The sequence below is a fragment of the Streptomyces sp. CNZ287 genome, from assembly GCF_007827615.1.
The window spans coordinates 96,346-122,177 of record NZ_VISV01000020.1; the positions used below are offsets into that span (position 1 = coordinate 96,346).

Consider the following 25,832-nt stretch of genomic DNA (forward strand, 5'->3'; position numbering starts at 1 on the left):
ACCCTCGGGACCGTGCCCACCATCGGTGACCTCCTGCGGCAGTGGCGGCACCGCAGGCGCCTCAGCCAGCTCGACCTCGCGCTCGCCGCCGGCGTCTCGGCCCGCCACGTCAGCCTCATCGAGACGGGCAAGACCAACCCGAGCGCCGCCATGGTGCTCCGCCTCGCCGGCCATCTCACCGTGCCGCTGCGCGAGCGCAACCGGCTGCTCCTCGCCGCCGGCTTCGCCCCCCGCTACCCCGAGCGGCCCCTGGACGACGAGGCGCTGGCGGCGGCCGGGGCCGCGGTCGCCCGGGTGCTGCGCGCCCACGAGCCGTACCCCGCGGTGGCCTTCGACCGCCGGTGGAACATCCTGCGCACCAACCGTGCGGTCGAGCCGTTCTTCGCCGGCGTCGACCCCGCCCTGCTGCGGCCGCCGGTCAACCTCGTCCGGCTGGGCCTCGACCCGCGCGGCTTCGCCCCGCTGGTGGTCAACCTGGACGACGTACGCACCGTGTTCCGCGCCCGGATCCGCCGCCAGCTCGCCCTCGCCCCCGACCCCGAACTCACCGCGCTCTACGACGAGCTGCTGGCTCCGGGCGCCGCGGACCCGCCGGATGCGGACCCGGTCGGCCCCGGCCCGGCGGGCGCGTCCGACGTCGTGATCCCGATGGTCCTCCGCGTGGCCGGGCGTGAGCTGCGGCTCTTCTCCACGATCACCACGTTCGGCACGCCGGTGGACATCACGCTGGCCGAGGTCGCCATCGAGTCGTACTACCCGGCGGACGCCGAGACCGCCGCCCACTTCGAGGAGTCCGGAAGACGCCCGCGCCCGTCCGCGCCGGATCCCGCGGAGTGACCGGCAGGGCGGGAAAGCGGCCCGGCGCCCGCGGCCGGACACGTGCGTGACGGCGGCGTCAGCGCACTTACGCGGCTGCAATCGCCGTCCTGCTTCGATGGGGCGATGAGAGTCCTGGTAGCGGAGGACCACCGCATCCTGGCGCGTACCGTCGCCACCGGCCTGCGCCGCCAGGCCATGGCGGTCGACGTCGCCCACGCCGGCGACGAGGCCGAGCGGATGTGCCTGCTCACCGCGTACGACGTGCTGATCCTCGACCGCGACCTGCCGGGCCTCAGCGGCGACGAGGTGTGCCGGCGGCTGCGCGCGGCCGGGGGCCCGCCGCGGATCCTGATGCTGACGGCCGCGGGCGAGGTCACCTGCAAGGTCTACGGGCTGACCGCGCTCGGCGCCGACGACTACCTGGCCAAGCCCTTCGACTTCGCCGAACTCGTCGCGCGGGTACGCACCCTGAGCCGCAGGGCGCAGAAACCGGCGCCCGGCGCGCTGGAGTTCGCGGGCATCGTCCTGGACCCGGTCCGGCACCGCGTCCACGCGCACGGCCGGCCCGTGGACCTGACGCCCCGGGAGTTCGCCGTGCTGCACCTGCTGCTACGGGCCGGGGGCGCGCCGGTGCCGCACGACACCCTCGTCCGTAGCGTCTGGGACGAGCACCTCGACCCGCGCACCAGCGCCGTCCGCGCCACCGTCAGCCGGCTGCGCGGCAAGCCCGGCGGAGGCGGCGTGATCGCCGCCGACACCGGAGAGGGCTACCGGCTGTGCGGCTGAACCCCCGCAACCCCCGCGCGCTGGCGCGCCGGCTGCCGTTCCGCGCCCGCCTCACCGCGGCGATCACCGGCCTCTTCCTCCTCACCGGCACCGGCCTGCTGGCCTTCGTCGTGGTCCTGGCCCGGCACGGGGCGGCCGAGAAGGTCGACGGCCTGGACATCTCGTACCACTCGACCGCCGGCCCGCCGCTCACCGGCGCCCACCCCACGGACGCCTCCGGGGCGCGGGCCCCCGGCGACTACGCCGAGATCAGGAAGATGGCGGAGACCGTCCAGGCCGTCCAGGACACCGCGCTGCGGCAGATGGTCCTCTGGTCCGCGGTCGGCGTCCTGGTCCTGGCGCTGCTGGCCGGGTTCCTCGGCTGGTGGCTGGCGGGCCGCGCGCTGCGCCCCGTCGCGTCCATGACGGCGGCCGCGCGCCGCATCAGCGAGCAGAACCTGCACCAGCGGCTGGCCCACGCCGCCACCCTCACCGCCGCGCCGGCCCCGGGGGGTGGCCTGACGGTCACTCTCCGTTTCCCACCGCCGCACTGAGGCGAACGGCCGCGGCCGTTCGGATGGCTGTGTTAGTCTGAAGCAGTTGCAGTTGTGGTTCCCATTTACTTTGTGTGCGCCTGTCGGCTCTGACCTCGGGCGCATTTTTGTTTTTCGGTGCTTGCTCCGGATCGGGAATTCATCGCGGCGACGCGGGATCATGCACACGTATGCGCCCGGTATGCCCCCCAAGAAGGAGACACAAGCCATGGCAAACGGCACCGTGAAGTGGTTCAACAGCGAAAAGGGCTTCGGATTCATCGCCCAGGACGGCGGCGGCGCCGACGTCTTCGCGCACCACTCCAACATCGACGCGCAGGGCTTCCGCGAGCTGGTCGAGGGCCAGCAGGTGGAGTTCGACGTCGTTCAGGGCCAGAAGGGCCTGCAGGCGGAGAACATCCGCATCGTCTGATCCGGGACGACGCGGCGTAAGCCGTAGCGCAAGGGGCCGTGCCGCAGGGCACGGCCCCTTGCTGTGCGGTACGCGGTCATCGGACCGCCCGGCCGCGTGCTTTCAGAGCTTTTCCATCTGATCGTACGGGGCGGTGACTCGGACTTGGCACGAGCCGAAGTCCACGAGCATCGCGACGCCGTTCTCGGCGGCGACGATCGTGCCCAGGCCGTACCGGTCGTGTGTGACCTTGTCGCCGGGCGCGAACGTCTTGACCGCGGGGACGACGGGCGCGTCGAAGGGGCTGGTGGGCAGGTGGCGCCGAGGCGCGGATGCTTTTTTCATCGGAAGCCCAGTATGGGCTGCCGAGGCCGCCCGCGTCCCCTCCGTGCGTGATCCGTCCGTCCGCGCCGCGCGCCTACCCCTCCCGGAATACATGAGCAGTCATGTTGTTGAGGGGGGTACGCGCCCACGCGCCCCGGCGGGACGCGCGGAGTGGAGAGGAGAGGATCATGCAGTTCGGGATCTTCAGCGTCGGCGACATCGCACCCGACCCGCTGACCGGCCGCACCTACAGCGAGGCCGAGCGGATCGACAACATCGTCCGGGTCGCGAAGCGGGCCGACGAGGTGGGGCTGGACGTGTTCGCGCTGGGCGAGCACCACAATCCGCCCTTCATCCCGTCGTCCCCGCCGACCCTCCTCGGGTACATCGCCGCGCAGACGCGGCGCATCATGCTCAGCACCTCGGTCACCCTCATGACCACGAACGACCCGGTGAAGATCGCCGAGGACTACGCCATGCTCCAGCATGTCGCGAAGGGGCGGCTGGACCTGATGGTGGGGCGCGGCAACACCGTGCCGGTCTATCCGTGGTTCGGGAAGGACATCCGCGAGGGCGTCGGACTCGCGCTGGAGAACTACAACCTGCTGCACCGGCTGTGGCGCGAGGACGTCGTCGACTGGGAGGGCAAGTACCGCACCCCGCTGCAGGGCTTCACCGCCACGCCGCGGCCGCTGGACGACGTACCGCCGTTCGTCTGGCACGGCTCGATCCGCTCGCCGGAGATCGCCGAGCAGGCCGCGTACTACGGGAACGGGTTCTTCGCCAACCACATCCTGGCGCCGAACTTCCACTTCAAGCGGCTGGTCGACCTCTACCGGCAGCGGTACGCGCACTACGGCCACGGCACGCCCGAGCAGGCCATCGTCGGCCTGGGCGGGATGTCCTTCATCGCCGCGCGGTCGCAGGACGCGGTGGAACGCTTCCGCCCGTACTTCGAGAACTACCCGATGTTCCGCGGGTCCCGGCTCGAAGACCACATGGCGGCCACCCCGCTGACCGTGGGCAGCCCGCAGGAGGTCATCGACAAGGTCCTCACCTTCCAGGAGGGCTTCGGCGACTACCAGCGGCAGCTGTTCGCGCTCGACGGCCTCGCGCTGCCGGTGGAGACGGCGCTGGAGCAGGTCGAGCTGCTGGGCACCGAGGTCGTGCCGGTCCTGCGCAGGGAGCTGGAGTCGCGCCGGGCGGAGGGCGTGCCGGACGCGCCGACGCACGAGTCGCTCGTCACCGCCAAGTACGGGGACGCGGAACCGCGCCGGCCGCGGCCGAACCCGAACCGCGGCGACAACCTGTCCGGCACCATGCCGTACCAGGACAGCGACCCGGCGGTGCGGGCCGAGTTCCCCGTGGTGCGGTGATGGCGAACACCACGCAGATCGCGCTCGCGGCCTGGGAGTCGTTGCTGCGGGCCCAGGCCACGATCGCCCGCGAGTTCGAGTACACCGGCGACTGGGGCGACGTGCTTCCGCGCGAGTACGCCGTCCTGCACGCCCTGTCCGACGCGGACGACGGGCGCCGGATCACCGAGCTGATGGAGGACGCGCTGCTCACCCAGGCCGGCGTGTCGCGCCTGGTCGCCCGGCTGGAGACGCGGGGGTACGTCGAACGCCGCGACGACCCCGACGACGCCCGCGCCTGCCGCGTCGCGCTCACCGCCCGGGGCCGCGAGACGTACCGCAGCCTGGGCCGCGCCCACGCGCGGCAGGTCCGCGAGGTGATGACGCGGGCCCTGGACCCGCAGGCCATGGAAACGCTGCGGGAGCTGACGGAGGCCCTGATCGCCGCCAGCCCCCGCCCTGACCCCCGCCCCGACCCCCGCCCCAGCCACGCCCGATCACAGCGAAGGAGGCCGACATGAGCACGGAACGCACGATCGTCGTCATCAACGCCGGTGTCAGCGAGGAGTCCTCGACCCGCCGGCTGGCCGGCCGGATCGCGCAGCAGAGCATCGACAACCTGGGCGCGGCCGGCATCCCGGCCACCGTGACGATGCTCGACCTCGGGCCGCTGGCCACCGAGATCGCGCGCTCCCTCGTCTCCGGCTTCCCCACCGAGGCGGTGAGCGAGGCGATCTCCCGGCTGGCCGGGGCCGACGCGGTGATCGCGGCCACGCCCGTCTACAAGGCGGGGATCAGCGGCCTCTTCAAGTCGTTCGCCGACCTGATCGACAACGACCTGCTCATCGCCGTGCCCGTGATCCTCGCGGCCACCGGCGGCACCGCCAGGCACGCGATGGTCACCGACGACCAGCTCCGCCCCCTCTTCGCCTTCCTCCGCGCCCTGCCGGTCCCCACGTCGCTGTACGCGGCCCCGGAGGACTGGGGCTCCCCGGAGCTGGGCAGGCGGATCGGCCGGGCGGCGGGCGAACTGGCCGTCCTGCTGCGTACGGACGCGCCCCGCCAGATCGCCGACGACAACTGGACCGGCTACCAGCACCGGTTCGCCGGCCAGGCCACCCGCGCGGAACAGGGCGCGGCGGACGTCGACTTCACCACCGACCTGATGCGCCTGGCCGCCGGCGGCCAGGCGCCCTGACCCGCCCGGAGGGGCGGGCCCGGGGCAGGCGGCCGGGTCCCGGGGCCCTCCGTGCGCAGCACCGCCGGACCCTCCCGCCTGCACCCGGAGACCGCGGCACCCCGCCGTTCCACCGACCCGGCCCGCCGGTGCCGGTCCCGGTGGTCAGCCGGCGGGGGCGCCCTCCTGCCGGCTGCGGTGCGCCGTTTCGACGATCTCCTTGATACGGCCCATGTTGATCTCCGACATCTCGTTGAGATGCGCGGTCATCTGGGCGTTGTCGTACGGGGCGCCTTCCTTCATGTCGAATTCCTGCACCCAGCGCAACTCGGTGCCCTCGCCGGTCACGCGGTAGCTCCAGTGCAGCTTCATGTAGACGAAGGGACCCGTCTCGATCCGGTGCGCCTCGACGGTGAGGGACTCCCGGTCCGGGACGCGGTGGGACACCCATTCCCACACCCGCCCGTTCGCGTCCGGGTGCGTCTTGATCCGGAAGTCGATGCCGTCGTCCGTGGCCCGGAGGATCTCCGTCTCGGCGTAGCCGGCGAAGAGATCGGGCCAGGACTCGACGTCGTTGGTCATGGTCCACACCAGGTCGACCGGGGCGTCGATCACGATGGCGTGTTCGGTGCGCGCTCCCATGTCAGGCTTCCCTTCCGGAGACTGCTTCGTTGATGAGCCGGAGCGTGCCCCCGGGAGTCCGCATCTCGCTCTCCGCGACCTCGACCCCGAGGGTCTGCTTGATGCGGGCGGACAGTTCCAGCAGGGCGAGCGAGTCGTAGCCGAGTTCGTCGAAGGCCATGTCGGCGATGTCGCCGCTCAGATCGGCCACATCGGATTCTCCGGCGCAGTCTCTGATCAGGGCGACGAGGTGCGAGAGGGTGAATTCGGACACGGATGACCTCCTACGGGTGTGGTGTGTCCGGTACGGGCAGGGCCCGCGGTTCAGCCGTAACGGCTGAGCACCAGCGCCGAGTTGAAGCCGCCGGCGCCGCGGGCGACGACCAGCGCGTGGCGCACCGCCGTCTCGCGGGGCCCGTCGAGTACCAGGTCGATGCCGAGGCCGGGCGCGGGGGAACGGGTGCCGGCGGTCGGCGGGATGACCGAGTCGCGTATGGAGAGCAGGGCCGTGGCCACGTCCAGGGCCGCGCCGCCCGCGTAGAGCCGGCCGGTCAGCGTCTTGGGCGCGGTGACGGGGACGGCCGACGGGCCGAAGACCCGTACCAGCGCCTCCGCTTCCGCCCGGTCGGCGGCCGGTACGCCGAGGGCGTCGGCGAAGACCACGTCGACGTCCGCGGGATCCAGCCGCGCCTCGTCCAGCGCCCCGGTGATCGCCGCCGCCAGCGCGGGCGGCCGGCCGGAGCCGGGCCGGGGGTCGAACGTCGAGGCGTGTCCCGCGATCCGCCCGTAGATCCCGGCGGCGTTCCGGCGCAGCGCCGTGTCCTCCCGCTCGACCACCAGGAGCGCCCCGCCCTCGCCGACCGCGTAGCCCGCCGCGTCGGTGTCGAAGGGCAGATAGGCGCGCTCCGGTTCCGTGGCGGTGCTGAGCAGCCCGGTGGGGAGCTGGACGGCCAGGCCCCACGGGCAGAGCGGGGCGTCGAAGCCGCCGGTCAGGGCGGCGCCGAGGGTGCCCGTACGCAGCAGGCGCGCGGTCTGGGCCGCGGCGTCGAGGGCACCGGCCTGCTCCGAGACGAAGACCGAACTGTGGCCCCGCAGGCCGTGGCGGATGGAGATCTGGCCGGTGTTGACCGCGTAGAACCAGGCGAACGACTGGTAGGTGCTGACCCGTTCGGGCCCCGTCCCCCAGAGCTTCTGCAACTCCCGCTGGCCGAACTCGAAGCCGCCGCAGGCGCCGGCCGTCAGCACGCCCAGGTCGTACTCCCCGAGGCCGGCTGCTCCGGGGTCTGATGGGCCCGGGTTCCCTGGTGTCAGGCCGGCGTCCGCCAGTGCCCAGTCGGCGGCGGCCAGGGCGTAGCGGGTCATGCGGTCGGTTTGGGGCAGGATGCGTTGTGGGAGCAGGGCGTCGGCGTCGAAGTGGGTCACTTCGCCGCCGATGTGCACCGGGTAGGGGCGTGTGTCGAAGCGCTGGATGGGGCCGATGCCGCTTGTGCTGGTGAGGGTCGCTGTCCAGTAGTCGTCGGTGCCGGTGCCGTTGGGTGCGACGATGCCGATTCCGGTTACCAGGGCGCTTGTCGGTGCGGTGCGGGTCTCCCTGGTGGTGGTCTGCCCGGCCGCGGTTGTCGCTGCGCCGGCGGTCGCGGTCATGGTGTCGCTGCTTTCGTGGGTGGGCGGGTGAGTACGGCGGCGCTCTGGAAGCCGCCGAAGCCGCTGCCGACGCTGAGGACGGTGTCCACGCGCTGTTCGCGTGCGATGTTGGGGACGTAGTCCAGGTCGCATTCGGGGTCGGGGTTGGTGTAGTTCGCGGTGGGTGGGATCACGCTGTGTTCGATGGCCAGTGCGCAGGCGGCCAGTTCCAGGGAGCCGATGGCGCCGAGGGAGTGGCCGATCATCGATTTGATGGAGCTGACGGGTACGTCGTAGGCGCGGGTGCCGAGGCTGCGTTTGAATGCGGCGGTTTCGTGCCGGTCGTTTTGCCGGGTGCCGGAGCCGTGGGCGTTGATGTAGCCGAGGTCGTCGCCGGTGCAGCGGGCCTGGTGCATGGCGGCGCGGATGGCTTCGGCCATCTCGCGGCCGTCCCGGGTCAGGCCCGTCATGTGGTAGGCGTTGGTGCGGGTGGCGAAGCCGCGGACTTCGGCGTACAGGTGGGCTCCGCGGTGGTGGGCGGCGGTGTGTTCCTCCAAGACGAAGACGGCGGCTCCCTCGCCGAGGACGAAGCCGTCGCGCCGGCGGTCGAAGGGGCGGGAGGCGTGTTCGGGGTCGTCGTTGTTCGCGGAGGTCGCCTTGATCGCGTCGAAGCAGGCGACGGTGATGGGGGAGATGGGGGCGTCGGTCGCGCCGCAGACGACCACGTCCGCCCGGCCGGTGCGGACGAGGTCGGCTCCGTAGCCCACGGCGTCGAGGCCCGAGGTGCAGCCCGTGGAGATCACGGTCACCGGGCCCTCCGCCCCCGTCTCCCAGGCCACGTCCCGGCCGATGGACGACGGAATGAAGTAGTCGAAGAGCTGCTTCACAGCGACCGTGGGGTCGACCAGCCAGCGGGAACCGCCGTGGCTGGCCCGCTCGTACTCCCGGTCGAGGCTGGTGGTGCAGCCGACGGCGGTGCCGATGCTGACGCCGATCCGGCCGGGGTCCGTCCCGGTGGTGTCCAGTCCGCTGTCGCGCACCGCCTCGCGGGTGGCGGCGAGCGCGAGTTGCGTCGCCCTGTCGTAGGTTTCCGCTTCCGCGGGCGACAGACCCTCCGCCGCCGGGTCGAAGTCGATCTCGGCCGCGACGCGGGACCGGAACGGGGAGGGGTCGATCAGCGTCATCGTGCGGGTCGCGGTGCGCCCGGCGACCAGCAGCTTCCAGAACGCGTCCGTGCCCACCCCGCCCGGGGCCCGTACGCCGATGCCGGTGATCACCGCGCGTTTCTCCGCGTGCCCGTCCATGTCAGCCACCCACGCGCGGTGGTACGCACCCGGGATGGGGCACGGGTTCGGTGTCCACATGGCCGAGTTCAGGACGGGGCGCGAGCGGGGCGATCTGGAATACGGCCTTCAGCACCCCTTCGCCGCGGTTCTCGATGCGGTTGCGCTGGCCGCGGGTGATGAGCAGCGCCTGGTCCGATTCCAGCGGTACTTCTTCGCCGTCGACCCGGACGACGGCCGAACCCTCGGTCACGTACAGGAACTTGTCGGAGAACGGGTGGTAGTGCTCCGTGACGAATTCCCCCGGGGCCAGTTCGAGATGCCCCAGGAACCCGGAGGTCGCGCCGACGGACGCGGGGGTGAGCAGCGCCCGTATGGCACCCCCCTGCCGGCGGTTCGGCGCGACGTCTTCCAAGGTGACCCTGGCGGTCCATGCCTCATTTTTTGCCACGACTTTGTCCTGCCTTTGCGAAACCCGAGGAAAAGCCGAACTCGGCCCGGTAGTAGCGGAGATGAGTGAATTCCCCCACCACGCCAGGTGATTTCTCCAGCGTGTCCTGGCGAAAACGACGACGCTCTTCCGGCCACTCAAATGGGTGTAGTTTTACGATCAGTCCGACCAGCGGCAGGCGCGAATATCGCAGGTGGGGGCGGAGTGCGGGTGGCGCGGAGGGCGCATTCCGCCGCCGTGCACTCCTCATCGATTCCCCGGGGCGGCGCGGCCGTTCGGCAGGACCACCACGGGTGGCGGGGGCTCAGGGGCCGGCACGTTCAGGGACGGGTGGCGGTGCCGATGACGTGGGCGGCGCGGGGGGCCAGGGCGGAGAACGCGAAGCCGAAGCGGTCGAGGTCGCCGAGGGCGAACCCGGCGGCGCGGACGGCGGCTTCGGTGTCGCGGTTGGGGTGGCAGCCGCCGGCCGCCCGGCCACCGCGCGGCACGCCTCCGTTGCGCGACGGGGCATGTAAGTCTACACTTACGGTTCGTGGCTACTTACGAAACGGACGACGGGTGGAACGCGGTGGGCGACCCCACCAGGCGGGCCATCATGACCTGCCTGGCCGAGCGGGAGCGCGCGGTCGGGGAACTGGCCGACGAACTGCCGATCAGCAGGCCGGCGGTCTCCCAGCACCTGAAGGTGCTCAAGAACGCGGGACTGGTCACCGAGCGCACCGCGGGCACGAGACGGATCTACCGGCTCAACCCGGCGGGGGTGGCCGCGCTCCGGGACCAGCTTGAGACGTTCTGGAGCCGGGCCCTGGCCGGGTACCGGGAAGCCGCGGAAGACCACGACAACGGCAAGGAAGCACACGGCGAGGAGAAGGCATGACTGAGGCAGCAACCCCTGTGGTGCGGCGGCAGACCGTCGTGGCGGCACCCCTGGAGAAGGCGTTCGCCGTCTTCACCGAGCGCTTCGGCGACTTCAAGCCGCGGGAGCACAACCTCCTCGGCGCCCCCATCGCCGACACTGTCTTCGAGCGGCGGGTCGGGGGCCACATCTACGACCGCGCCGAGGACGGCAGCGAGTGCCGCTGGGCCCGGGTGCTGGCGTACGAGCCGCCGGAGCGGGTGGTGTTCAGCTGGGACATCGGCCCCACCTGGACGCTGGAGACCGACCCGGAGAACACCAGCGAGGTGGAGGTCCGCTTCATCGCGGAGACGCCGGACCGCACCCGCGTGGAACTGGAGCACCGCAACATCGACCGCCACGGCCCCGGTTGGCCGTCCGTCGCGGACGGTGTGGGCGCAGGCGAGGGCTGGCCCCTGTACCTGGACCGCTACGCCGCGCTCTTCAACTGACAGCCCCGGCAACCCCGGAGAACCCCCGGGCGCCGACGACGAGGCCCCGCAGCGGCACGCCGCTGCGGGGCCTCGTTTCGCCGCCGGACGGACGCCGGTTGTTCTACCTTGCGTAGAGCAAGTGCCTGGAGTGCTGCTACGGTGCCGCCCACAGTTGCTCTACAAAGCGTAGAGTAAAGTCAGGTACGGAAGGCCCGTCTCATGCTCGTCCGCATCGCCCGCGCCTGCCACCGCCGGCGCTGGACCACCCTCCTCGGCTGGCTGCTGGCCGCGCTGGCCCTCGCGTCGGCCGGCGGCATGGCCGGCACGGACTTCGACTCCGCGTACGACCTGCCCGGCACCGGCTCCCAGCGCGCGTACGACGTGCTGGAGCGGCACTTCCCCGAACAGTCCGCGGGCACCGGCGACATCGTGCTGCACGCCGACGCCGGCCTCGACGCTCCCGGCGTACGGGAGCGGGCGCGGGACGTGCTCGCGGCGGCGCGTACCGCCGACCCCGTGGTGGCCGAGGTCGTCCCCTTCGACGACGCCGCCCGCGGCGGGCTCGTCAGCGACGACGGCACCACCGCGACGGCGCGCATCGTCTTCACCGTCGGCCGCACCGAGGTGCCCGACGAGGCCGCCGAGAAGATCAGGCAGCGGCTGACCGGCATGTCCGGTGACGGCCTGCACGTCGAGTTGTCCGGCACCATGTTCGCCCCGAAGCCGAGCACCGGGCTGAGCGAGAGCGTCGGCCTCGCGGCCGCGCTGGTGATCCTGCTCGCCGCGTTCGGGTCGCTGGCGATGGCGGGGCTGCCCGTCCTGGCCGCACTGACCGGGCTGTTGACCGCCATGGGGCTGGTCATGCTGCTGAGCAAGGCCATGAACGTGCCGGACTTCAGCATGTCGGTGGCCGTGATGATCGTCCTCGGAGTCGCCGTGGACTACGCGCTGTTCATCGCCGCCCGCTACCGCGGTGCCCGCCGCGAAGGACACGAGCCCGACCGGGCGGTGGCGCTGGCCGCGGGCACGTCCGGGGCGGCGGTGCTCTTCGCCGGCACGACGGTGATCGTGTCGCTGGGCGGGATGTTCTTCATGGGGGTGCCCTTCGTGTACGGGCTGGCCGTGTCGTGCATCGTCGGTGTCGCCGCGACCCTCGGCCTGGCGCTCACCCTGGTGCCGGCTCTGCTGGGCATCGCCGACCGGTGGCTGACGCCGCGCGGGCGGCTGGAGCGCCGGGGTGCCGGGGCGCGGGGGGCCGGTGCGTACGAACGGGCCCCCGGTGCGTACGAGAAGCTCCTGCGCGGCCGGCCCCTCGCGGTGGTCGTCGGCGCCACCGCGCTGCTGCTGGCCCTCTGCGCGCCGCTGGCCGCGATGCGGCTGGGCTCCGCCGACGCCGGCAACGCCCCCGCCTCGGACACCACCCGCCGGGCCCACGAGCTGAAGCAGGAGGCGTTCGGTCCCGGCGCCACCGCGCCGCTGATGGTGGTGGCCGACCTGCGCGGTGCCTCTCCCGATGACACCGCCGGGCTGGTCGAGCGGCTGCGCCGCGCCCCCGGCGTCGCCCACGTCGGCCCGCCGGCCACCAGCCCGGACGGCCGGGCCCAGGTCGTCACCGTCGTCCCGCGCACCGACGCGCAGGACGAGGCCACACCCCGGCTCGTACGCGAACTGCGGGAGACGGCACTGCCGGAGGCCGCGGCCGGTACCCCGGTGCGCCTGTACGTGGGCGGGGTGACCGCCACGTTCCAGGACCTCACCGACCGGATGGCCGACCGGCTGGCCGTCTTCGTCCTGGCCGTCGTCGTCATCTCCGCGCTGGTGCTCGGGCTGATGTTCCGCTCGCCGGTCGTGTCCGTGCAGGCGGTGGTCCTCACCCTGCTGTCCCTGGGGGTCTCCTACGGGCTGCTGGTCGCGGTCTTCCAGTGGGGCTGGGCGTCCGGCGTGCTCTCCACCGGCGCCACCGGGCCGGTGGAGAGCTACCTGCCGATGACGCTGATGGCGCTGCTCTTCGGACTCGGCATGGACTACCAGGTGTTCGTCCTCGCCCGGATCCGCGAAGCCCGCCTGCGCGGGGCGGAGGCGGGCGACGCCGTGGCCGAGGGCCTGCGGGACTCACGCCGCGTGGTGCTGGCCGCGGCGCTGATCATGGCGGCGGTCTTCGCCAGTTTCGCGCTCTCTCCCGACCGCATCATGAAGCAGTTCGGACTCGGCCTCGCCGGCGGCGTGCTGGTCGCCGCGGCGGCCGTCCTGGTCGTCACCCCCGCGCTGCTCACGTGCCTCGGCGACCGCGCCTGGCCGCGCACGGCCCGGTACCCCGGCGTCCCGGCGGCCGGACCGCGGCCGGAAGCCGGCGCCCGGAGCGGCGAGCCGACCCGGACGTAGGCGCACCGCCACACCTCCGAACGCGGGCGTGGAACGCACCTCCCGGGCCGGGCGCCGCCGCCGTCCGCCCGGGACGTACGGAGGGCTTGGTCACCACGGTGGTCCGCCCTCCGCGGGGAAGCCGCGCGTCGGGCCGTCGGGCCTTGGCCGTGATCACAGCGGGAGGGCGAACAGGCTCACCGGAGTGGACAGCGCCGCGGCGGCGACGACCAGCACCGCCGTACGGGCGAGAGCCGTGGCCCGCCGCGGCACCAGCAGCCTGGCGGTCCGGGCGGTGACGGCGGTGTCCGCGGCGGCGAAGCCGCCGGCGGGGGGCGGGACGGTGCCGCCCGCGGCGGTGAACCGGGCCAGGGCGTCCGTCAGGTCGCGGCGCGGCAGGCGGCGGCAGCAGGCGTCGTCCGCGCACATCTCCAGCAACAGCCGGACCGCCGCCACGGATGCGAGCAGCAGCGCACTGCGCGGCAGCAGCCGCCGCCAGGCCAGCAGCGGAAGGAGGACGAGATCGTGGCGCTGGCGCAGGTGGGCGCGTTCGTGGGCGACGACGGCGGCGAGGTGCCGCGGGCCGAGGAGGCGCAGGGCGCCGGTGCTGAGCACGACGAGCCCGGGCCGCCCGGGCAGGCAGTACGCGGCGGGGACGGGATGGTCGAGCACTTCGACACCGGGCAGCGCCGCCCGCGAGCGGGCCACGAGCGTCAGCAGGTCGCGGTGGCGGCGCCGGTGCCGGGCGAGGTCCCGGCAGACCAGCGCCAGGCTCCAGCCGCGGGCGGCGAGATACGCGGCGCCGAGCGCCAGGGCCGCCGGGGCGAGCGGCCCCGCGGGGGCGCCGCCTGCGCGCGCGAGGTCCAGCAGGCCGGGCACCAGCCCCTGGTTGGCGGGCGCGAACACGGCGGCGAAGACCAGCCCGAGCAGGGACAGTTCCAGCGTGAGGCCGAGGGCCTGCCAGGTGAGGAGCGCGGTGCGCGGCATCCGCGTCACCCAGCGGGCCCGGGCCAGCGGCCGCACGGCCGCCAGGCAGCAGGCCAGCATGACGGCGAAGTGCAGCAGATGGCTCATCGGCGGCGCTTGCCCTTGTCGTCGGACCCGTGGTGCTCATCCGCTTCGCGGGCCAGCGCGTCGCGCAGGACGTCCGCCTCCGGGCCGGACACGGAGCGGGCGAAGTGCGCCAGAACGGCGTCGCGGTCCCCGGCCTGGGCGAGGACGTCCATCATCAGGCTGGTGACGTAGGACTCCCTGCTGGCCGCCGGAGTGTAGTGCCAGGACCGGCCGATGCGCTCGCGCCGGGCGGTCCCCTTCTGCGCCAGCCGGTCCAGGACCGTGATCACCGTCGTGTACGCCAGCGCGCGGTCCGGCAGCGCGTCGAGCACGTCCTTGGCGGTGCGGGGGCGACCGGCGTCCCAGAGGACGTCCATGACCGCGCGTTCCAACTCGCCAGAACGCCGCACGTGCCCGCTCCCTCCGACGCGACCGCGGTGGCACCGCACTCTACCCCACGTAGAACAACCCCCGGAACCCGCGCGACGCCTTCCCGCGTAGCGTCCCGGCGGGTGACTGAGTACGCTCTGCCGCGGCCCCTCACGGGCGGTGAACTGGTCATGGATCGGGGGGACGTTGGTGGAGGAGACGCAGCCGGAGCGGATCATCGGCGGGCGCTACCGGCTTGTCGGGCAGCTCGGCGTCGGCGGGTTCGGGCGGGTGTGGAAGGCACACGACGAGGCGCTCGGTGTCCACGTCGCGGTGAAGGAGGTGTGGCTGCCGCACCAGGCGGGCTCGGACGCGGAGCACCATGATCGGGTGGTACGCGCGGCCCGCGAGGCCCGCAACGCGGCCCGCCTGCGCGACCACCCGCATATCGTCGCCGTCCACGACGTGGTCGTCGAGGACGGCGCACCCTGGATCGTGATGCGCCTGGTCGACGGGCAGTCGCTGGAGGAGCGGCTGCGCGCGGACGGGCGGTTGCCCGCGCCGCTCGTGGCCGAGACGGCCACCGCCCTGCTCAAGGCCCTGAAGGCGGCCCACGCGGCCGGGATCGTCCATCGTGACCTGAAGCCCGCGAACGTGATGCTCACCGGCGACGACCAGATCCTCCTCACCGACTTCGGCATCGCCGTCCACGAGACCGACACCCGCCTCACCACCACGGGCGGGGTCATCGGCTCCGTCGAGTACATGGCCCCCGAACGCCTCAACGGCCTTCAGGACCAGGCTGCCGGCGACCTGTTCTCCCTCGGAGTCACCTTGTACGAGGCCATCGAGGGTGTCTCCCCGTTCCGCAGGGAGACCCCCACGGCCACCCTCGCCGCCGTGGCCCTCCACGAGCCCCCGCCGATGCAGCACGCGGACCCCGTCCTCGCCTCACTCATCACCGCCCTCCTGGCCAAGAAGCCCGAGGACCGCCCGACCGTGGACAGCACCCTGGCCGTGCTCCGTGCCCGTACCCCTACGGTCACGGCGCCGGCACCCGCGCCCCCGCGCGCGAGCGCCGCACCGGTCGTGCCACCCGCCCCGGCGGCCGCGCCGCCGGCCGGCACCGCGCGGGTCGGGCGTGTGATCACGGGGAGCTGGTTCCTGCTGGCCGGGATCGGCCTCATCGCGTTCGGCTGCTACATGTTCAGCACCGAGGGAGGCTGGGAGGGCGCCTATCCCATCAGTGCGGTCACCGCCGCCGTGGTCGCGCTGTTCTTCGGTCTGGCCGTGATGTTCTACCGGTGGACCGGTCCGGGCAGACCGTCCTTCCGGATCGTGGGCGGGCTCTTCTTCCCCGTCTTCTTCCCGCTGGCCGCGATCTGGGCGGTGTGGAACGCGGTGCTGCTCGCGTAGCGGCGTACACGGGAACCGCTGCCGGCGGCCCGTGGCACAGTGGCGGCCATGACGGTGGACGAGCTGCTGCGCCGGCTGACGACGCTCCGGCGCGCGACGACGGGAACCGGACGGGCACCGCACAGACCACGACAAGCCGCTGAGCACCCCGCGCCCGGGCCGGCGGCCCCGCGGCCGGATCCGTCGCCCCCACGGACACTACGAGATCCGAACTCGTGAGGGCGAGAACCTTCCATCTGCGCAGTTCACGGGGCGATCTGTACAGCGGCCGGCCGGGACTTCACCGATCCTGAACTCGCCGCGTCGGCCGCCGTCAGTCGGTCTTTCGTCCGACTCCTGCGCAGACCCACTGGCGTTCGGCACCGGACGGTGCGGTCGTGTCCGGTGCGGCGGACCACGGCGAGACGGGTGCCGGCTCGGGGCGCCACAGCGACACGGTGGTCAGGCCCGGGTCGAGCAGGTCGAAGCCGTCGAACAGCCGCCTGATCTCCGCGTAGCTGCGGAGTGTGAGCGGAGACCGGGCCTTCTTGTAGACGTCGGCGGCCCTCTGGACCCGGCCGTCGGTGTCGAACTCGGAGGTCGAGTGCGAGATGACCAGATGGCTGCCGGGTGCCATCGCCGCGCGCAGTCGCGCCACGATCCCCGGTGGGTCCGCCTCGTCGTCGATGAAGTGCAGCATGGCCAGCATGATCACGGCTACCGGCCGGTCGAGGTCGATGACCTCACGCAGATCGGGATCGGCCAGGATGTCCTCGGGGTGCCGGGCGTCGCCGTGGGAGACGGCCACCAGGGGCGATCTGCCGAGTAACGCCCGTCCGTGGCTGACGACGACCGGGTCGATGTCGACGTACGCCACGCACGAGTCCGGGGCGACCTCCTGGGCGATCTCGTGCAGGTTCTGGTGCCCGCCGCCCTCGACCGGCATACCCGAGCCGATGTCGATGAACTGCCGGATCCCGGAACCGGCCAGGTACCGTACCGCGCGCCGCAGGAACGCGCGGTTCTCCCGGGCCATGAGGGGTGCGTCGGGAACGTGCCGCCGGACTTCCTCCATGACCGCCCGGTCGTGGGCGAAGTTGTCCTTGCCGCCGAGGAAGTAGTCGTAGATGCGGGGGACGGCCGGGGTCCGGAGCTGGAGGGGGTTCTCCTCCTCGCGTCCTCTCCCGTTCGGCGACGACTTGTGCATCGATCTCTCCCGCCATGCCCCTGCCGTGCTGCAGAATCCGTGGAACCATGCGAGCGTAGCGACCGGCCGGCGAAGTCGCCCGGCCGGAGCCGGTTTCAGCCCGACAACGTTGCCGGGACGTGACCCGAGGAGGGAGTGCCATGCCGGACGGCGGCATCGACAGGATTCCCGGCCCGCCCGCGGGCGGTGACGGCGTCAAGGCGATCGTGGCGGCGGGAGGGCTGCACAACTATCAGCTCAAGCTGCACGCGGAGTTCGGTCCGGTGGTGCGCTTCCCCTTACCGGGGGCGGACGTGGCGGTGTCGGTCGCCGATCCGGTGCTGCTGGAGGCCACCGCGGAGATCAACAAGCGGCCGGAGAAGCTGTTCGAGTTCCTGGAGCCTCTCCAGGAGTCGGGCAATGTGCAGACGCTCCCGGCAGACGAACACGTGCCGTGGCGGCGGGTGATGCTCTCCGTGCTGGCCGGACGGCCCTCGCACGAAGCGCACTTCGCGCAGTTCGCCGCGCTCACGACGTCGATGGCAGACCGGTGGGCGGAGAACGCCGCGCGGGGCCCGGTGGAGCTGCAGAAGGACCTCAGCGAGCTGTCGCTGCGGATGATCTGTGAATACGCGCTGGGCAACGGCCTGCAGTCCGAGGAGGCCGCCGGGCGGGTCGTGTCGGCGTTCGAGGACGTGCTCACCGACTACCTGGCGCGGCTGTACCAGATGGAGGTGGGCGGCACGGAGGAGGAGCGCCGCGTACGCTCCGAAGAGGCTTTGGCCTACCTGCGCGCGACCGTCGACGAGGTGCTCACCGCGCACCGCGAACGCGGCACCACCGAGCACGCCGACCGGAGCGACCTGGTCGCGGCTCTGGTCAGAGCGGGCGAGTCGCCGGCGCGGATACGCGACACGGTGCTGACGACCATGTTGGCCGCCCACCACACCACCGGGGTCGCCATCTCCTGGACGCTCTACCTGCTGGCCCGGCACCCGGAGGTGGCCGGGCGGGCCACCGAGGAGGTCGACCGGGTTCTCGGTGACCGGACCGCACCCGACTACGGCGACCTCAGGCCGCTTTCGTACCTGGACACGGTGCTCCGGGAGGCCATGCGGCTGTACCCGCCGGGACCGTACGGCGCCCGGGAGGCCACCGAGGACCTCACGCTCGGCGAGTACACCGTTCCCGCGGGCACGACCATCTTCTACCCCTTCTGGGCCGTGCACATGAACCCCGAGCACTGGCCCGACCCGGAGGTGTTCGACCCGGACCGCTTCACACCGGAGGCGTCGGCCCAGCGGCACCGGTTCGCGTACATCCCGTTCGGGCTCGGACCCCGCAGTTGTGAAGGCTCCGTCCTCGCGATGGTCGAGGCCAAACTCGTCCTGGCGATGCTGCTGAAGCGGTTCCGGTTCCAGATGGCGCCAGATCAGACGGTCACGCCGGTCGAACGCTTCGTCCTGTGGGCCGCCGAGGACATCCGCATGAACCTCACCCCCCGGTAACCCGCCCGTGCCCCGAGGGGCAGCCCCCGCGTGCGCCGTGAGCACGGCGGATCTGGAGCGGCTGGTGGCCGACGCGAGGCGGCCGGGCTGCGGGTGGAGTGGAGCGTGTCCGGCGAACCCCGGGAGCCGCCGCCGGCCGGCCGACGACCTTGAGGTGGTCGGTGAGGCGGCGAACGGCGTCGATGCCGTGGAACTGGCCCACAGCACCCGCCCCGACGTGGTGGTGAAGGACATCCGGATGCCGGAGCTGGACGGTCTTGAGGCCACCCGGCAGATCGTCGCGGACGGCGATCTCGCCGGGGTCCGGGTGCTGGTGCTGACCACCTTCGAAGTGGACGAGTACGTGCTGCGGGCGCTGCGCGCCGGCGCCGGCGGCTTTCTGGGCAAGGGCGCCGGGCCGCGTGAACTCGCCGACGCGATCCGGCTGGTGGCACGCGGTGACGCGCTGCTGTCGCCCACGGCGACCCGCAGCCTGATCACCCGGTTCCTGGCCCGGCCCGACCGTACGGACGGTGCGGTCCCCGAGTTGCTGAAGGTGCTGACCCAGCGGGAGCGGGAGATCGTCGCGCTGGTGGCCACGGGGCTGAGCAACGACGAGATCGCCGGGCGGCTCTTCCTGGCCGAGTCCGCGGTCGGCCCCCAACGGCTCCGGGAAGTCCACCACCATGCGCGTCATCCTCGGCCTGGCCGGCCCCGACCGCCGGCACCGTGCGGGTAGGCGGACGCGCCCCCGGCGAGCACCCGGCGCCGCTGCGGGAGATCGGGGCGCTGCTGGAAGCCGGGGCCTGGCACCCGGGCCGGTCGGCGTTCGACCACCTGCACGCGCTGGCGGCCACCAACGGCATCGGCAGGCGACGTGTCTCTCAGGTGCTGGACCTGGCCGGGCTGACCGACGTGGCCCGTCGCCGGGCAGGCGGCTTCTCCCTCGGCATGTCCCAGCGCCTGGGCATCGCCGCGGCGCTGCTCGGCGATCCGGCGACGGTCGTGCTCGACGAGCCGGTCAACGGACTGCACCCGGAGGGCATCCTGTGGATCCGTGACCTGCTGAACCTGCTTGCCGGAGAAGGCCGCACCGTCTTCGTCTCCTCGCATCTGATGCGGAAGATGGCCGAGATCGCCGAGCACGTCATCGTCATCGGCCGCGGCCGGCTGCTGGCCGACCTGCCGACCTGCCGACCTGCCGACCTGCCGACCGAGGATTTCACCGGCACCCTGTCCGGACGCCGGGTGTCGGTACGCACCCCACAGGCCCACCGGCTGCAGAAGCTGCTCCTCGGCCCCGGCGTCGGTTCGGGCGGGGATTCTGAACGGTGCTGTACGTCGGTGAAGAGACCAAAACTGAGACCAGAGTGCCGGAGTCATACCTTCTTGACGACGACCGGCTCCGGAACCAGCTTCTCCAGGTCGTCCACGTCCGAGGTGAAGACGGTGACCTGCCCCTTCTGCTGGCGCGCAATGACGGCGAGCACCGCGTCAATCGCGTACTTGTGGCCGTGCAGCTTGACGTCAGCGAGCAGGCGGCGTGCCTGACGTGCCTCGTCCTTGCCGATGTCCGCGGCCTTGATTCGGGAGAGCACCCAGTCCCAGCGCTGCTCGGTGGTTCTACCGTCGTACGCCTCGACCAGCGTCATCGGAGACGTCACCACCTCGGCTTCCCCTCCGGCCGCGAGGTCGAGCCACGCGATCATCTTCCGGTCGCCGCGCACAGCCAGGGACAGGGCTTCGCAGTCGAGTACGAAGACGCGCAGTGGCCGTTGCCCTCGTTCACCGGCCTGCTTCCTCACGCGGCCTCTCCGTCGCTGCGCGTTCCGACGGCCCGGCGGCGCTCGTGCTCGGCGTCGAGCTCCTCCAGTTCTGCGAACGCTGCCGCGCGCTCATCCTCGGTGAGCGGACCATGCTCCTCCTGCAGCCAGTCGGACAGCTCCCGCAGCCGGTCCCGGTCGCGCTGGAAGCGCAGTGCCTCGGCGACGTACGCCGACAGGCCCCGCTCCGCCGCCTCCGCGCGGATCTCCTCCAGGAGGTCCTCGGGAATCGTCACCGTTACCTTCTTCGTTGCCATACAAGAGACCATACTCATGGTGTCGCGCTGCTTACCAGTGACTTCCCGTGACCAGCAGAAGAGCGATCAGGCGGGCACGGCCGTTGTCGATATCGCCCGGTCCGTCGAGCGCCCACCAGCGCACCTGAGCGGCTTCCAGTCCCGCCGGCACCGCGCCGATGCTGCCGTCGTACCGCAGAAAGCGCGCTGGTACCCGTAGGCCGTCAGGACCACCTCCCTCTCCCGGATCCGCCGGCCCCGTTGCCTGCGCGCGGCCGAGAGCCGTCCGGTTTCGGCCTCGCAGCGTCGCGGCGGGCTACCCGGGCATGACGCCGTGGATGCGGGAGAGGGTGAAGACCCGTTCGTCGTCGCGCAGATGGCACCAGGCATAGAGGTGGGGCGGGTCGAGATCGAGCTCGCTGAGTGTACGTATGGTCCGGTTGCCCGAGGCGGCGACGTACTCGACCGTGATGGCCGTGCCGGTGTCGACGGCGTGGGCGAGCTGGCGGACATCGCTGTACGTCAGGTTCTTCGCATGCCCGGCGACGATCTCCTCGGTGTCCGTGCCGTAGGGGGCCTCGGTGCCGGACGGGTCGGGAGCCGGGGGCGTCGGGGAGGCGGACCGTAGCCTGGCGGCCAGGGCGCTGGGGCCGGTGGTGGCCGCCCGAGGTGCCGTCGGCACGGACCGTCGGCGTCGGCCTGGGAGCGGTGGCAGGGCCGCGGTGGTGGCACGGTGACGCCGGGACTTTTCGAGGCGTACGGTCCCGTCGGCCCTCTCGGCCACGGGGGCGTAGCCCACGGCCCTCAGTGCGGCCAGGGTTTTTTCGAGCGGGGTCCGGCTGACCAGCACGGTCGGTGCCAGCAGGCGCAGGCCGAGGTCGCCGAGCCTTCTATGGGCGACGAGTTCGGCGAGGAGGGTGGGTTCTTCGCTGTGGATCACGCAGGCGGCCGGGGCGACGCGCACACGGCCGTGCGTGCGCGCGGTGTCGTGGATCAGGTAGGACAGCGGCTGGGGGAGGACGCCGACGGCGACGTCGGCCAGGTCGGCGGCGATGGCGTCGGCCGTACGGCCGGTGTCCAGGGCGCGGCGGACAGTGCCCGGGCTGAACCGCCACACGGATGCCGTGCCGACGGCTTCCCGGTCCGCGACGGTGTCCAGCAGGGCAGCCAGGCGGGCCGACGGTGTACCCGTGACTACGGCGGTGAGGTCGGCGCCGAAGCGGGCCGTGCTGGTGGCCGTCGGCAGCAGCCGCCGGCTGGCCAGGGCGAGTGCTTCGGCGTCACCGGCCTGCAGGGCGGCACCGATGCGGGACAGGGTGCCGCGGGCGATGACGCCGAGTAGTTCTGCTTCGCGAACCAAGGAGGCGAACGGCGTGGCGTCGTGGGGGAGCTGATCGGCGAGCGGACGATGCCAGGCAACGAGGGGGCCCAAGTCTTCAGGGCTCTTCACTCCCTGGTCTGCTGGGAGCCCTGCTGCGGCGGTGAGCAGCCCGTCCCGGGCTCGCACACAGCCGCTGCAGGGTGGTGCCCCGGCGAGTGCGGGCAGTGCCTTGCCGTCCGTGTCCCGGGTCTGGGTCGGGGTGAGCGGCAGCGTCCGCCACGCCTGGAACAGCACGGTGACCTGCTCCGCCGGCTCTTGCTCCGCCCAGGCGTCGTAGCCTTCCGTCGCCGCGACCCGGTAGCCGTCCCGGGCCAGCAGTCCGGCGGTGTACGCGGTCTCCAGGACGAGGCGTACGACGATGTCGTCGCACTGTGCTGCCTTGCCTATCCGGGACAGCTCACGTGCTCCGACCCCACCGGACTTCAACCGGGTCGGCGGAGACGCGGCGCACGCCCCCAGAACCGAGGCGGCATGGCCGGCGAACGCCGTAGCTGCGGCTGCCGCTTCCCGGTCCACCTCCGCCGGGGCGACGGACGCCGTACGCACCACGGGCGGGACGGGTTCGAACGGCGCGTGCCAGTCGGCTCCGCGCAGGGCGAGCGCCACCTCGGCCGGGATACACACGGGCCCGTACCCGGAGTACCTGCCCTGGACCAGCAACCCCCGCTCCAGCGCCCAGCGCACACCCGGCTCGGAGTCGGCCTGCGGGGTCCCGAACATGATGAACTCCGCCTGGGGCTGCGGCTGTCCGCCCTGGTGGCGGGCTCGCCGCTCAAGCAGTTGCCGGGTGGCCGCAGGCGCCGAAGCGACGACCGCGGCTACTCGCTCCGGATCACTGTGGTGTGCCAGCAGGGCGGTCAGCCGCTGCTTCTTGGTGGTGCCCGGCGACGGGACGCCCAGGGCCGCCAGTATGCGGCGCAGTTCCTCGGAGGTCGTGTCCGCAAGGAGCCGGGCAAGCGGTGCGTCCAGCCCCAGGGGCGAGTCCCACGCCTGCCGTAACGGCGCCGCCATGTGCAGCAGCCCTTCTCCGTCCGGCCAGACGAGTGCACGATCAGCCAGTGTCTCCAGGGCCGTGTCCAGCTCGCGATCGCCCTCCGTTCCGGTCACGTCCAGCAGATCGGCCAGAGCGGCACGTGGAACGGGGCCCATTGCCGCCAGCGCCTCGGCCACCTGCAGGTGCGGCAGCGCGAGCTCCGCCAGAACCGGAGCCACCGACGCCGGGCGCTGAAGACGGTCCGCGAGTTCCCCGAATGACCGTGGTTCCGGCGGGGAGACGGTATCCGGACGAACCGCCAGGATCCGCTCGAGCCGGTCGACTTCCAGGCCACTCAGCCACGTGGCCAGAGATGATCCGCTGTGCTTGCTGATGGAACACCTCACAAAGACGAGCGCCGTCGGACTCCGAACCGGAACTGCTCCTGGACAGGCCCCAGAATGGCGCATCGCGGGGACGTTCACGTCCTGGACTGGCGGAAATCCCCTTCTGAGGGATGGAGATGCCCTGTGGCTTGACCTGGCAGCGCCAGGGCGCGCGGTGATGTGCCTTATGTCAGAAATGAACGAGACCAGAACTGAGACCGGGGCGGCGCGCGAGGAATGACGGCTCCAGCCGCAGCGCCGCCCGGAGTTCTGGCGCGAGTCGTCCCGCGGCTCCCCGCCGCCCGCAGCTCCCGCACCCCGCTGCCGGGGCTGCCAGGACCCGCGATCGGTGTGTGCCTCCCGCACTCCATCGCTGATCCGATGGCGGAACGAAGAGGCGGGTGTCGTCCTGTTACGCGGACCTACTCGGCGGGGAGACGCTTCAGCTCGTCCTCCACCGCGCTGGGTTGCGTCCTGGGAAGTGGTGCACGGGTCCGGCTTGATCCGGGGTTGCTCCGGCGTCGGGTGGGGCCTGCATGGATGAACGGCCACCGGCTGATCTTCGAAGTGTCGAAGCCTCGAAGGGGATCAGCACGATGACCGCACCTGACTGTGTGCCCCTGCACGCTCTGACCGAAGACCATCTCGCCGCGGCGAGTCCGGATCTGCTGCGCGCGATGGTCAAGACGTTCGCCGACGCGCTGATGGCCGCGGAGGCCGATGTTCTCTGCGGTGCCGAATTACGGGCAGGTCAGCGATGAACGGATCAACCGGCGCAACGGCTATCGCCCGCGGGAGTGGGACACCCGCGCAGGCACGGTGGAGTTGGCCGTGCCCGAGCTGAGGCAGGGCAGCTACTTCCCGCACTGGCTGCTTCAGGGAGGCGCCGGGCCGAGCAGGCCCTGATCAGCGTGGTGGCCACTGCCTACTTGCTCGGCGTCTCCCCGCCGCGTCGGGAAACCCGCCGAGTCCGTAGGCGTGACCCGGCTGTCGAAGTCCCAGGTCCCGGCGATGGCCAGGCATAGGACCTGCGGTACCGGAGGCGCAGTTCTCTCCTCGGCTATGGGACTGCGTCGTCGGTGGTGTTGCGCTGGTAGATGTCCGGGATGCCATCGAGGTCGGCATCGGTGTTCTCCTCCTCGTACAGGAGCCGGTAGATACGGTTGCGACGGCGCAACAGCACCACGGCGAGCAGTGCGGCGAGGACGGAGCCCACGAGGACGGCCGCTTTGACCTCCTCGCCCAGCGCGGAGCCGGAGAAGGCGAGATCGCCGATGAGCAGCGAGACGGTGAACCCGATGCCGCCCAGCGCCGCGAGCGCCAGGACGTCGGCCCAGGCCAGGTTCGGGTTGAGCTGTGCACGGGTGAAGCGGGCGGCGAGATACGTGCCGGCGAAGATCCCCAGGGTCTTGCCCAGAACCAGCCCCAGGACCACGCCCAGGGCCTCCGGCCGCGTGAAGACGTCACCCAGGGCGGTGGGGGATACGCCGACCCCGGCGGCGAAGAGGGCGAAGAGCGGCACGGCGACGGTGGCGGAGAAGGGATGCAGCAGGTGTTCGGTGCGCTCGCCGGGCGAGGACTTCTCCCCTTCGTCGCGTGAGGCGCGCAAGAGCAGCGCCATCGCCACCCCGGCGACGGTGGCGTGGACTCCGCCGTTGTACGTCAGCGCCCAGATCACCACGCCCAGCGGCACGTACCACCACCAGCCCGTCACCCGCAGCTTCTGCAGCAAGGAGAAGACGGCGAGTCCGGACACGGCTCCTGCCAGGGCGGGAACGTTGAGGTCGGACGTGTAGAACAAGGCGATCACGAGGATGGCCCCGAGGTCGTCGACGACCGCCAGCGTCAGGAGGAAGGCCCGTAGCGAGGTCGGCAGATGCGTGCTGATCACCGCGAGGACGGCCAGGGCGAAGGCGATGTCGGTGGCCATCGGCACCGCCCACCCGACAAGGTCGCCGCCCCGGAAGGCCGCTGCAGTGACGTAGACGGCGGCCGGCACGGCCATGCCGCACAGCGCCGCCACGACCGGCAGCGCCGCCGTCGCGGGCGTGCGCAGTTCCCCGATGACCAGCTCCCGCTTCAGCTCGATGCCGGCGACGAGGAAGAACACCGCGAGCAGCCCGTCCGCGGTCCAGTGCTGCACCGACAGGTCCAGCCCCAGCTCGGAGACACCGAAGTGGAAGCCGCGGACCTCTTCGTAAACGTGGCTGAGTGGGCTGTTGGCCCACACCAGTGCCACCAGCGCGGCGACCAGCAGCACCAGGCCACCGAGCGTCTCCGTACGAAGCGCCCGGGCGACCGCCTGCCGCTCGGGCCACGGCAGCACACCGAGGAACAAAGAACGACGCGGCGTGTCGGCCACAGCGGCGTAACCTCCAGGGAGCCGATCACGGGCGCATAGGCCCTCGGACCGCCGACCAGACTTCCCGGCACACCCTGCGCCCCGGCGCATTGCCAGCACCTTATCCCACATGCCCGAACACGCTGAGT

Annotated in this window: 26 protein-coding genes and 5 pseudogenes; 15 read left to right on the forward strand and 16 right to left on the reverse strand. The window is 72.1% G+C overall.

Annotated features, from left to right (window positions below; all coding sequences use genetic code 11):
• The first annotated feature begins 12 nt into the window (after positions 1-12).
• The 4 genes from FB457_RS29000 to FB457_RS29015 all read left to right on the forward strand — a co-directional run bounded on the left by FB457_RS29000 (position 13) and on the right by FB457_RS29015 (position 2,550).
• Positions 13-837 (forward strand): helix-turn-helix transcriptional regulator, encoded by an 825-nt coding sequence (locus FB457_RS29000; RefSeq protein WP_145783752.1) that lies wholly within the window; start codon positions 13-15, stop codon positions 835-837.
• Between the two features lie 105 nt (positions 838-942).
• Positions 943-1,605 carry a response regulator transcription factor gene (locus tag FB457_RS29005; RefSeq protein ID WP_047016606.1) on the forward strand — a complete coding sequence of 221 codons (663 nt, stop codon included), beginning with the start codon at positions 943-945 and terminating at the stop codon, positions 1,603-1,605.
• Complete coding sequence (locus tag FB457_RS29010) at positions 1,596-2,138, forward strand: methyl-accepting chemotaxis domain-containing protein (RefSeq protein WP_486589168.1); 543 nt, start codon at positions 1,596-1,598, stop codon at positions 2,136-2,138. Before FB457_RS29005 ends, FB457_RS29010 begins: the two co-directional genes overlap by 10 nt.
• Positions 2,139-2,346: 208 nt before the next feature.
• On the forward strand, positions 2,347-2,550 hold the full coding sequence (locus FB457_RS29015; protein ID WP_047016605.1) for a cold-shock protein: 204 nt from the start codon (positions 2,347-2,349) through the stop codon (positions 2,548-2,550).
• 102 nt (positions 2,551-2,652) lie between these two features.
• Here FB457_RS29015 and FB457_RS29020 read toward each other — a convergent pair whose 3' ends face one another.
• Positions 2,653-2,874 (reverse strand): hypothetical protein, encoded by a 222-nt coding sequence (locus tag FB457_RS29020; RefSeq protein ID WP_047016604.1) that lies wholly within the window; start codon positions 2,872-2,874, stop codon positions 2,653-2,655.
• 167 nt (positions 2,875-3,041) lie between these two features.
• Here FB457_RS29020 and FB457_RS29025 point away from each other — a divergent pair, with 167 nt between their 5' ends.
• From FB457_RS29025 to FB457_RS29035, 3 genes are read left to right on the forward strand one after another with little or no spacing between them, the layout of a single operon-like run.
• Positions 3,042-4,229, forward strand: coding sequence for a CE1758 family FMN-dependent luciferase-like monooxygenase (locus tag FB457_RS29025; RefSeq protein WP_047016603.1), 1,188 nt, complete (start codon positions 3,042-3,044; stop codon positions 4,227-4,229).
• Entirely contained in the window at positions 4,229-4,729 is a 501-nt protein-coding gene (locus tag FB457_RS29030) for a MarR family winged helix-turn-helix transcriptional regulator (RefSeq protein ID WP_253911290.1), read from the forward strand. The genes FB457_RS29025 and FB457_RS29030 overlap by 1 nt, the downstream gene beginning before the upstream one ends.
• Positions 4,726-5,406 carry a CE1759 family FMN reductase gene (locus FB457_RS29035; protein WP_047016601.1) on the forward strand — a complete coding sequence of 227 codons (681 nt, stop codon included), beginning with the start codon at positions 4,726-4,728 and terminating at the stop codon, positions 5,404-5,406. The genes FB457_RS29030 and FB457_RS29035 overlap by 4 nt, the downstream gene beginning before the upstream one ends.
• 144 nt (positions 5,407-5,550) lie before the next feature.
• Here FB457_RS29035 and FB457_RS29040 read toward each other — a convergent pair whose 3' ends face one another.
• The 6 genes from FB457_RS29040 to FB457_RS35450 all read right to left on the reverse strand — a co-directional run bounded on the left by FB457_RS29040 (position 5,551) and on the right by FB457_RS35450 (position 9,851).
• Positions 5,551-6,027: an SRPBCC family protein gene (locus tag FB457_RS29040; protein WP_047016600.1), complete on the reverse strand. Its 477-nt coding sequence runs from the start codon at positions 6,025-6,027 to the stop codon at positions 5,551-5,553.
• Between the two features lies 1 nt (position 6,028).
• Positions 6,029-6,280, reverse strand: a complete 252-nt coding sequence (locus FB457_RS29045; RefSeq protein WP_253911289.1) for an acyl carrier protein — start codon at positions 6,278-6,280, stop codon at positions 6,029-6,031.
• Between the two features lie 50 nt (positions 6,281-6,330).
• On the reverse strand, positions 6,331-7,650 hold the full coding sequence (locus FB457_RS29050) for a ketosynthase chain-length factor (RefSeq protein WP_145783753.1): 1,320 nt from the start codon (positions 7,648-7,650) through the stop codon (positions 6,331-6,333).
• Positions 7,647-8,933 (reverse strand): beta-ketoacyl-[acyl-carrier-protein] synthase family protein, encoded by a 1,287-nt coding sequence (locus FB457_RS29055; RefSeq protein ID WP_145783816.1) that lies wholly within the window; start codon positions 8,931-8,933, stop codon positions 7,647-7,649. Before FB457_RS29055 ends, FB457_RS29050 begins: the two co-directional genes overlap by 4 nt.
• Before the next feature lies 1 nt (position 8,934).
• Positions 8,935-9,363 (reverse strand): cupin domain-containing protein, encoded by a 429-nt coding sequence (locus tag FB457_RS29060; protein ID WP_047016598.1) that lies wholly within the window; start codon positions 9,361-9,363, stop codon positions 8,935-8,937.
• Positions 9,364-9,683: 320 nt separating this feature from the next.
• Positions 9,684-9,851: a hypothetical protein gene (locus tag FB457_RS35450; protein WP_164492544.1), complete on the reverse strand. Its 168-nt coding sequence runs from the start codon at positions 9,849-9,851 to the stop codon at positions 9,684-9,686.
• Positions 9,852-9,895: 44 nt separating this feature from the next.
• Between FB457_RS35450 and FB457_RS29065 the strand changes: the two genes are divergently transcribed.
• From FB457_RS29065 to FB457_RS29075, 3 genes are all read left to right on the forward strand, one after another.
• Positions 9,896-10,240 (forward strand): ArsR/SmtB family transcription factor, encoded by a 345-nt coding sequence (locus tag FB457_RS29065; RefSeq protein ID WP_486589169.1) that lies wholly within the window; start codon positions 9,896-9,898, stop codon positions 10,238-10,240.
• Positions 10,237-10,710, forward strand: a complete 474-nt coding sequence (locus tag FB457_RS29070) for an SRPBCC domain-containing protein (protein ID WP_145783755.1) — start codon at positions 10,237-10,239, stop codon at positions 10,708-10,710. The genes FB457_RS29065 and FB457_RS29070 overlap by 4 nt, the downstream gene beginning before the upstream one ends.
• Before the next feature lie 201 nt (positions 10,711-10,911).
• On the forward strand, positions 10,912-13,074 hold the full coding sequence (locus FB457_RS29075; RefSeq protein WP_145783756.1) for an MMPL family transporter: 2,163 nt from the start codon (positions 10,912-10,914) through the stop codon (positions 13,072-13,074).
• 153 nt (positions 13,075-13,227) lie between these two features.
• Here FB457_RS29075 and FB457_RS29080 read toward each other — a convergent pair whose 3' ends face one another.
• Both FB457_RS29080 and FB457_RS29085 read right to left on the reverse strand, forming a co-directional pair.
• Positions 13,228-14,127 (reverse strand): M56 family metallopeptidase, encoded by a 900-nt coding sequence (locus FB457_RS29080; protein WP_047016595.1) that lies wholly within the window; start codon positions 14,125-14,127, stop codon positions 13,228-13,230.
• Positions 14,124-14,516: a BlaI/MecI/CopY family transcriptional regulator gene (locus FB457_RS29085; protein WP_047016594.1), complete on the reverse strand. Its 393-nt coding sequence runs from the start codon at positions 14,514-14,516 to the stop codon at positions 14,124-14,126. Before FB457_RS29085 ends, FB457_RS29080 begins: the two co-directional genes overlap by 4 nt.
• 169 nt (positions 14,517-14,685) lie before the next feature.
• On the opposite strand from FB457_RS29085, the gene FB457_RS29090 reads away from it, so the two are divergent.
• Positions 14,686-15,891 carry a serine/threonine-protein kinase gene (locus FB457_RS29090; protein WP_486589176.1) on the forward strand — a complete coding sequence of 402 codons (1,206 nt, stop codon included), beginning with the start codon at positions 14,686-14,688 and terminating at the stop codon, positions 15,889-15,891.
• Positions 15,892-16,204: 313 nt separating this feature from the next.
• Here the strand turns inward: FB457_RS29090 and FB457_RS29095 are convergent, their stop codons facing one another.
• The gene (locus FB457_RS29095) at positions 16,205-17,077 is read right to left on the reverse strand and encodes an SAM-dependent methyltransferase (RefSeq protein WP_145783759.1); all 873 of its coding nucleotides are present in this window, start codon (positions 17,075-17,077) and stop codon (positions 16,205-16,207) included.
• A 140-nt stretch (positions 17,078-17,217) separates the two neighbouring features.
• Between FB457_RS29095 and FB457_RS29100 the strand changes: the two genes are divergently transcribed.
• From FB457_RS29100 to FB457_RS29110, 3 genes and pseudogenes are all read left to right on the forward strand, one after another.
• On the forward strand, positions 17,218-18,564 hold the full coding sequence (locus FB457_RS29100) for a cytochrome P450 (RefSeq protein WP_145783761.1): 1,347 nt from the start codon (positions 17,218-17,220) through the stop codon (positions 18,562-18,564).
• Between the two features lie 139 nt (positions 18,565-18,703).
• A pseudogene (locus tag FB457_RS29105) lies at positions 18,704-19,198 on the forward strand (response regulator); the annotation flags it as partial.
• Between the two features lie 31 nt (positions 19,199-19,229).
• Positions 19,230-19,851, forward strand: a pseudogene (locus tag FB457_RS29110) (ATP-binding cassette domain-containing protein); the annotation flags it as partial.
• A 71-nt stretch (positions 19,852-19,922) separates the two neighbouring features.
• On the opposite strand, the gene FB457_RS29115 reads toward FB457_RS29110, so the two are convergent.
• The 5 genes and pseudogenes from FB457_RS29115 to FB457_RS36520 form a co-directional block, all read right to left on the reverse strand.
• On the reverse strand, positions 19,923-20,348 hold the full coding sequence (locus FB457_RS29115) for a hypothetical protein (protein WP_047016592.1): 426 nt from the start codon (positions 20,346-20,348) through the stop codon (positions 19,923-19,925).
• Entirely contained in the window at positions 20,345-20,623 is a 279-nt protein-coding gene (locus tag FB457_RS29120; RefSeq protein ID WP_145783763.1) for a CopG family transcriptional regulator, read from the reverse strand. Before FB457_RS29120 ends, FB457_RS29115 begins: the two co-directional genes overlap by 4 nt.
• A gap of 79 nt (positions 20,624-20,702) precedes the next feature.
• Positions 20,703-20,899: pseudogene (locus FB457_RS36515) on the reverse strand (phosphorothioated DNA-binding restriction endonuclease); the annotation flags it as partial.
• A 19-nt stretch (positions 20,900-20,918) separates the two neighbouring features.
• Complete coding sequence (locus FB457_RS29130; protein WP_486589170.1) at positions 20,919-23,195, reverse strand: helicase-associated domain-containing protein; 2,277 nt, start codon at positions 23,193-23,195, stop codon at positions 20,919-20,921.
• Positions 23,196-23,568: 373 nt separating this feature from the next.
• A pseudogene (locus tag FB457_RS36520) lies at positions 23,569-23,806 on the reverse strand (phosphorothioated DNA-binding restriction endonuclease); the annotation flags it as partial.
• 132 nt (positions 23,807-23,938) lie between these two features.
• Here FB457_RS36520 and FB457_RS29140 point away from each other — a divergent pair.
• Positions 23,939-24,362: pseudogene (locus FB457_RS29140) on the forward strand (transposase); the annotation flags it as partial.
• 40 nt (positions 24,363-24,402) lie between these two features.
• On the opposite strand, the gene nhaA reads toward FB457_RS29140, so the two are convergent.
• Positions 24,403-25,704 carry a Na+/H+ antiporter NhaA gene (nhaA, locus tag FB457_RS29145; protein WP_047016589.1) on the reverse strand — a complete coding sequence of 434 codons (1,302 nt, stop codon included), beginning with the start codon at positions 25,702-25,704 and terminating at the stop codon, positions 24,403-24,405.
• Positions 25,705-25,832: the final 128 nt, after the last annotated feature.